General features: G+C 72.2%; 4 protein-coding genes and 1 pseudogene. 1 reads left to right on the forward strand and 4 read right to left on the reverse strand.

Features of this window, described 5'->3' with window-relative positions; genetic code table 11:
- Positions 1-67 precede the first annotated feature (67 nt).
- The 4 genes from ACFVXJ_RS31040 to ACFVXJ_RS31055 form a co-directional block, all read right to left on the reverse strand.
- Complete coding sequence (locus ACFVXJ_RS31040) at positions 68-1729, reverse strand: flavin monoamine oxidase family protein (RefSeq protein ID WP_389666792.1); 1662 nt, start codon at positions 1727-1729, stop codon at positions 68-70.
- Positions 1730-1902: 173 nt separating this feature from the next.
- Complete coding sequence (locus ACFVXJ_RS31045) at positions 1903-2631, reverse strand: 4'-phosphopantetheinyl transferase (protein WP_389666793.1); 729 nt, start codon at positions 2629-2631, stop codon at positions 1903-1905.
- Complete coding sequence (locus ACFVXJ_RS31050; RefSeq protein ID WP_389666795.1) at positions 2628-3563, reverse strand: metallophosphoesterase family protein; 936 nt, start codon at positions 3561-3563, stop codon at positions 2628-2630. The genes ACFVXJ_RS31045 and ACFVXJ_RS31050 overlap by 4 nt, the downstream gene beginning before the upstream one ends.
- Positions 3544-6558: an AAA family ATPase gene (locus tag ACFVXJ_RS31055; RefSeq protein WP_389666797.1), complete on the reverse strand. Its 3015-nt coding sequence runs from the start codon at positions 6556-6558 to the stop codon at positions 3544-3546. Before ACFVXJ_RS31055 ends, ACFVXJ_RS31050 begins: the two co-directional genes overlap by 20 nt.
- A gap of 563 nt (positions 6559-7121) precedes the next feature.
- Between ACFVXJ_RS31055 and ACFVXJ_RS31060 the strand changes: the two are divergent.
- Positions 7122-7297 (forward strand): annotated as a pseudogene (locus tag ACFVXJ_RS31060) (methylmalonyl-CoA carboxyltransferase); the annotation flags it as partial.

Consider the following 7297-nt stretch of genomic DNA (forward strand, 5'->3'; position numbering starts at 1 on the left):
CCCGTATGCCGATGGCGCCCCCACCCGCGGGTGGGGGCGCCATCGGCATACGGGCCGGACGGTGGCGTCAGCCGTCGTAGGGCAGGTCGAGGGGCGCCAGGAGGTCGAAGAGGTCACCGGGGCCGGGGTTGTCCGGGTGCGTGGTGCCGCCCAGGTGCCCCAGCACGCCCCACACGGCGTTCAGCGCCGTGGTGACCGCGCCCTCCGCGAAGCCCGCCGTCCAGGACACGTCGTCGCCGCACAGGAAGAAGCCGCGCTGCGCCTCGGGCAGGCCGCGCTGCATGAACTGAGTGAACAGCCGCCGCTGGTACCGGTATTGGCCGGGCAGGTTGGACTTGAACGCGCCCATGAAGTGCGGTTCGGTCTCCCAGGTGATGGTGACCGGGTCGCCGACGACGTGCGAGCGGATGTCGACGCCGGGGTAGATCGCGCCGACCTTGTCCAGCAGCACGTCCAGCCGCTCGGCGGCGCTCAGCGTCGCCATCTTCAGCGAGTCGTCGTTCCAGGTGTACGACAGGCACATCACACCGCGGCCGCCCGGGCCGTCGTCGAAGAGGTACACACCGCGCGGCATCCGGTCCGTCAAGGTCATGCTCATGACCGGACGGCCGGTGCGGGGATCCGTGTCGTGCCAGAACGGCCGGTCCGTGAGGACGAACAGCTTGGACGCCCCCATGTAATGGGTGCGCTCCACGGCCGTCCACAGCGGCGCGCTCAACAACGACGGGTCGCACGCGACGCGATTCAGCAGCGTCCACACGTGCGGCGTGTAGACCACGGCGGCGAACCGGTCCCGCCGCCCGTCCTCGTCGGTGACCAGGAAATCGTCGCCGTCCCGGGCCACGGCCCGCACCGAGGACCGGGGCCGCCCACCGTGCAGGGACGCCAGGGAGGTACCGACCGGCCAGTGCGCGCACCCCTGCGGCCGGTGTTCCCACAACCCGCGCGGCACCTGCTGCGACCCGCCGACGATGGCGACCTGGTTGTCGTCCGCCTCCGTGTAGACCACCCGGAGGATCTCCAGGAACGAGTTGGGGAAATCGGTGTCCCAGCCACCGGTGCCGAACCCCACCTGCCCGAAGACCTCCCGGTGCCGGAACGACCGGAAGGTCGAACTGGTGGCCAGGAAACCGTAGAAGGACTGGTCGTCGAACTCCCTGACCAGCCGGTTCCATACCTGCTTCAGCGTCTCGACGTCCCGCCGCCGCACCGCGTCCCGCATGGTGGACAGCTCGGCCCGCTCCTGGAGCGCCTTCTCCCACGCCGCGGCCACCTCCTGGTAGACCTCCGGGAGCTGCTCCGCCACACGGGCCGTGTGACGCTCACCGCCCAGGTCGATCAGCGTGCTCGGGGTGGTCGCCGCCAGCGGGTTGGGGAAGGGACTGGTGCGCAGCCCCAACAGATCGACGTAGTGGAACAGCGAGCGCGCGGAGAGCGGGAAACGCATCGCCCCCATTTCCGCCACGGACCGGGGAGCCCCGGGGAAGGGCACCGACCGCATCCGGCCCCCCAGTTGCTCCGCCTCGTACAGGACGGGGCGCAGCCCCAGCCGCATCAGTTCGTACGCCGCGGTCAGCCCGGCCATCCCGCCGCCGACCACCGCCACCGGTGTCCCGGCGCGCCCGGGGGGAAGGGCGCCCAGGCCGGCCGGATGGTGCAGCCAGTCGTCGTAGGAGAACGGGAAATCCGGCACGAGCATGGTCGTGGGGGCCGGGCTGACTGACGTCATCTGGAATACCTCTCGGGCCGGTGCGGCAACGCTTCCAGGGGGAACCGGATACATTCCGGGCCCGGCCGGAATTCGCGGCGTCGAGCCGGGCCCCCGGAAGGAGGCAGCGAAGCGGCCGTGCGCGGTCGTGCCGGTAATCCCACGCTATTTACCGGCAGTTGGCGCGACAACCCCTATCCACCCTGGTAACCGACCTTGCTCGGGCGTCCGGGCGGCGCGGACACCGGTCGGAGGGCCGGTACGGTGATGGCCGTCAGGACGATGCCGCGCTCCGAAAGCCACCGGCCGGTGAATTCCTCCACCATTCGCCCGTCCGGGCCCTGCCGCGGACGCAGGATGCGGGCCGTGAACATGCCCCGCCCACCACCCGACGGGCCCGTCCCGTGATCGAAGGAGATATCGGCGTCGTCGAAGTCCAGCTCGGTGCCCAGCAGCGGGTACCAGGTCTTGTAGACCGCTTCTTTCGCACTGAACAGCAACCGGTCCCGGCACAGTCGGCCGCCGGCGCCGGCACGCACCCACGCCAGCTCGCGCGGCAGCGCTATCGACTCCAGCACTCCCTCGGGCAGCGGCATATCGGGCTCGGCGTCGATCCCAACCATCGCCAGGTCCGTGTCCCGGGCGACCACGGCGGCCCGATAGCCGGTGCAGTGGGTCATGCTCCCCACGACCCCCTCCGGCCACCGCGGCACATTGCGCACCCCGGGCAGGATCGGCACCGGCGGGAACCCCAGCGCGAGGAGGGCGCGCCGCGCACACCCCCGTGCGGTGGTGAACTCCTCCCGCCGCAGGTCCGTCGTCCTGGCGACCAGGGCCGCCTCCTCGGGGTACAGCCGTGCCGCTCCGTCCGGCCCGAAGACGTCGCGCGCGACCGCTCCTTCGGGCAGCAGTGACTCGATCATGCTCGTGCCTCTCGCGATTCGGTCCCGGCGCCGGTCCCCGGCTCCGGGGCGTACGGCAGGATCTGCCGCAGCAGACCCCTGGGGTGGCCGCGCCGGCGCCACTCGCGCGGGTAGCCGATCGACACCTCCTCGAACCGCACGCCGTCGTACCAGGTGGTCCGGGGAATGTGCAGGTGCCCGTAGACGACGGCCGCGGTGGTGAAGCTGCGGTGCCAGTCGGCCGTCAGCACCGTGCCGCACCATTGGGCGAACTCCGGGTGCCACAACACGTCCGTGGGCTCGCGCACCAGCGGGAAGTGGTTGACCAGCACCAGCGGCACCGACGGGTCGTGCGCCACCAGGCGCCGCCTGGTCGCCGCGACCCGCGCCCGGCACCAGTCGTCACGGCTCTGGTACGGGTCGGGGTGCAGCAGGTACTCGTCCGTGCAGACCACACCCGCCTCGTGCGCCCGCGCCAGCGACTCCTCCTTGGTCGAGGTGCCCGCCACCCGGAACGTGTAGTCGTACAGCAGGAACAGCGGAGCGATCGCGACCGGTCCCCCGGGGCCCCGCCACACCGGCCACGGGTCCTCCGGCGTGACGACGCCCAGCCCCCGGCACAGCTCCACCAGGTACCGGTAGCGCTCCTCACCCCGGAGCTGTACGGCATCCTCGCGCGGTGTCCACAACTCGTGGTTGCCCGGCGTCCACACCACCTTGGCGAACCGCCCGGCCAGCAGGCGCAGCGCCCATGCGATGTCCTCGGTCAGCTCCCCGACGTCCCCGGCCACGATCAGCCAGTCGTCCTCGTGCGAGGGGCGCAGCGACTCGGTGATGGGCCGGTTGTCGGCCATTCCGATGTGCAGATCGCTCACCGCGAGCAACCGCGGGCCGCCCCCGGGGGGCTCCACGAGCGCGTCCGGGGCGGCGGGGTCAGGCGGTGTGTGCGACATCGATGTCCAAACCGACCGGCAGGTCCTGACGGTGCGTGATGTTGATTTTCCGGTAAACCCGGGTCAGATGCTGTTCCACGGTGCTGATGGTGATGAAGAGCTTCGCGCTGATCTCCCGGTTGGTGTAACCGTGCGCGGCCAGCGCCGCCACCCGGCGCTCCGCATCCGTCAGCGCGGACACCACCGTCGACCGCGGCCCGCCCGACCGCACGGCACCCACCGGCGCGACGGAAGGCGGCGGCACCGCCTGTGAGGACGGCGGGTAGGCGGACCGGGACGACGGCGACGGCTGCGTGGACTGCGTGGACTGCGCGGACTGGCCGGGGTGGAGCGAGCGGTACAGCTCCCGGGCGCCGCAGCCCTCGGCGATCCGCCACGCCCTGCGGGTGTGCGGCTTGCCCTGGGCAGGGTCGCCGAGCTGCTTGTGGGCCGCCCCGAGGTCGGTCAGCGCCCGCGCCAACTCGTACCAGTCACCGTCCTCCTGGAGCAGCGCGACGGCCTCGCCGAGCAGCGCGGGACGCTCCCGCAGCGGACGGGCCGCCGCGAGCACCCGCAGCGCGAGCCCGCGCACCCGGCGCCCGGCGTCCCGGGCGAGCTGCTCCCGGGCGAAACGTTCCGCCTGCTCACGGCTGCCGAGCGCGACCCACGCCTCGGCCACCCCGACCCGCCAGGGCACCAGCTCGGACCGGTCCATGTTCCAGCGCCGCATCAACTCACCACAGGCGGCGAAGTCGGTCAGCGCCGCGTGATGGCGTCCGGTCGCCAACTGGTGCCGGCCGCGCGCGTACAGGTAGTGCAGCCCGTAGCGCGTCAGCAGCATCTCGTCGGGCACCGGATGGTCCACCAGCTCGGCCGCCGCCTCGTGGTCGCCCATCGCCGTCCGCGCCTCGATCAGGGCCGACAGCGGCATCCCGATGCCCACCCCCCAGCCGTGCGCCGGCAGTTGTTCCAGCGCCTGCTCCGCCGATCGCCGGGCGTCCTCCAGATGGCCCCGGCGCAAGGACATGTGCGCGCGTATCGCCCGCAGCACCGCCGTCCACCCGGGGGCCCCGCGATCCGCCGCCTCCGCCAGCAGCCGATCGGCCCACACCGTCGCCGGACCCAGCCGGTCCGCGTAGAGCAGCGTCAACAGGCAGGCGCGCATCTTGAGGTGCGTCTCCTCCGTCAGCCGCGTGCCGGCCAGCATGTGCTCGGCGATGTCCGCGAAATCCTCCGGGGCCGCGCCCGGCTCCCCCTCGCCGCCGCTCAGTACGCCGTACAGCGCCCTGGCCGCGCTCGGGCCGCCCTCCTCCGACGCGTGCGGGCGCTCACCGTCGCCGGACGCGGCGGCCGGCCCGTCCCCGATGCGCTCCAGCACCGTCGGGTACGTGCTGGCCAGTACCAACCGCAGTTCCCGCAGCTCGGCGACGCCCGGGGCGTCGGGGGACGGCGGCAGTACGCCGACGACCTGGCGGATCGCGGTGGTCGCGTCGTCCATCCAGCCGTTCCACAGCAGGTCGCAGACCAACCGCAGGGTGTCGACGGGCGGCAACAGGCCCTTGTGCACCGCGCCGACCAGCGACCGCAACTGCTGGGGCAGCGCGGACGGTTGCACCCGCCAGACGTATTTGGCCAAGGTCGCCCGCAGCAGCGTCCGCTCCGTCTCGTCCCGGCAGCAGCTCTCCGCCATGCGCAGACAGCGGACCGCGAAGCCCACCCGCTGCACGGCCAGCGCCGCCCGGGCGGCCTCGCTCAGTACCCGCGGCACCCACTGCTCGTAGGGGACGTCCGACTCCTGGCCGAGCAACTGGGTGGCCACGACCAGCGGTGCCGCCCCGTCCTCGTACAGCAGCCGGGCCGCCCGCCGGCGCAGCCGCGTCACCGCGTCCTCGGCCAGGCTCTCCACCACCGCCGTCCGTACGCCACCGTGCCGGAACCCGGATCTCTCCAGAACCCCCGCCTCGGCGAGGGCGGTGACCACCTGCGCCACCACCCGCTCGTCCACATCGACGAGCCGGGCCAGCAGGCGCATCGATCCGGCGCCGCCCAGCAGGGCGATGCCCTGGGCGACCCGCAGGCCGTCGGACCCGGTGCGGTGCACACAGATCAACGCGTTCTCCAGGAACCGCTCACCGGCGTAGGGCGATCCGTCGACGGCGTCCTCGTCCACGCCGCCGCCTTCACCCGTGCCCCCGTCCGGTGCGGGGCCCGCACCGGGCTCCGGAATCCGCCGGCGGCCGAGCCGGTCGTCGATGAGTCCGTGGACGAGGAGGGGGTTTCCGCCGGTCGCCGTGTGGAGGGAGGCGGCCAGCCCGGCGCCGGCCGACGGCCTCTCCTTACCCGTCTCCGGGGCGCGCGCCGCGAGCAGCCGGCCGACGCCCTCCACGGTCAGCGGCGCCAACCGGACGTGCACCCTGCGCAGTTGGTACAGCAGCTCCTCCAGCACCGGCGGCGGGGTGCCGCCCGCGTCGGGGCCACGGGTCACCAGCAGGGACACACCGGCACCGGTGGAGGGCGCCCGGAGCAGGGCATGGGCGAGGCAGTGCAGCGACTGGGGGTCGGCGTACTGCACGTCGTCGACGACGATCAGGACGGGACCGCGTGCGCGGATGTCGGCGAGCTGGGCCTGGAATGCCGCGAGCACCTCGGCGGGCACCGTCTCCGATGCCGCCCCCGGCCCCGCGTCGAAGACCGCCCCCGAGCCCGGCACCGCTGCCTGACCGGTCGCCGGGTGCGGCGGCAGTCGGTCGGCGGTGGCCTGTCCGTCCCGCAGGAGCTGCTCCACCACACCGAACGGAATCCCTTGTTCCGCGGGTGAGGTGACAGCGCTGAGGACCCGCGGGCCGTTCTCCGCCGTCAGTTCCAGTGCGCGGTGGAGGAGCGCCGTCTTCCCCGAGGCGACGGGGCCGCTGATGACGGCGATCCGGCCGGTCCCGGTGGTGTTTCCGGGCGCTGTGCCGGAAGCGACACCGGATATGAAGTGGGTCAGTCTTCCGATCTGTTCATTCCGCTCCACCAACACAGCTTCAAAAGCCTCCCCCGGTTGCGATGTGAACTGGCGCACGTCGGGCGCATTTCGGCGCCATGGCCACTCTCTGCATACCCGCACGCACAGGAAGTGCCGTCAATGCCCGTGCGGCGCAAGGGAATTCCCGCGCACACTCCAGGCCGGACGGCACCCGGGTCTGCCCCGTTCGGCGGGTCCGTTCGAACTGTACCAACGTCCCGCGCCGTCGATTGCGCAACGGCATTGCAGCCTCATGACGACCCGCGCGAACGGTAACTCCGGCGGATGAACGGCCGGTTGCCCCGTGGTATCGATCACGGCCGGTCATCTGCCCGAGCCGCCGGGAAAGAAGGGGAAACCTCAGAGAAACCTCAAAGAAACCGAGGCGACACGGCGGGCGCCACAAGTCCTTATTCCGGTCTTACTCGCTCTAGGGGTGGCCGCGCGCAGATTAGGGGTGGCTGATGGTGGAGAACCCATTGCGCCACTGGTTTCAATGGTCCGATGTGAGCCCTTGAGGCCCATGGGACCGCAGAGCCGCCCGTATCGCCGGGCCGGGGTGGGGATGGCGCATGACGACGACCGAGGAGACTTCTCCCGCGTACGGGGGCACGACGACCGTCATCGGGAAAGTCGCCGAGCTGCACGCGGTACGCGAGCAGGCGCGGCGCGGCCCCAGTGACCGGGCGACCGAGGCGCAGCACGCCAAGGGCAAGCTGACCGCGCGTGAGCGCATCGCGCTGCTGCT

Source organism: Streptomyces sp. NPDC058279 (assembly GCF_042881255.1).
In the GTDB taxonomy this organism is placed as follows: Bacteria; Actinomycetota; Actinomycetes; order Streptomycetales; family Streptomycetaceae; genus Streptomyces.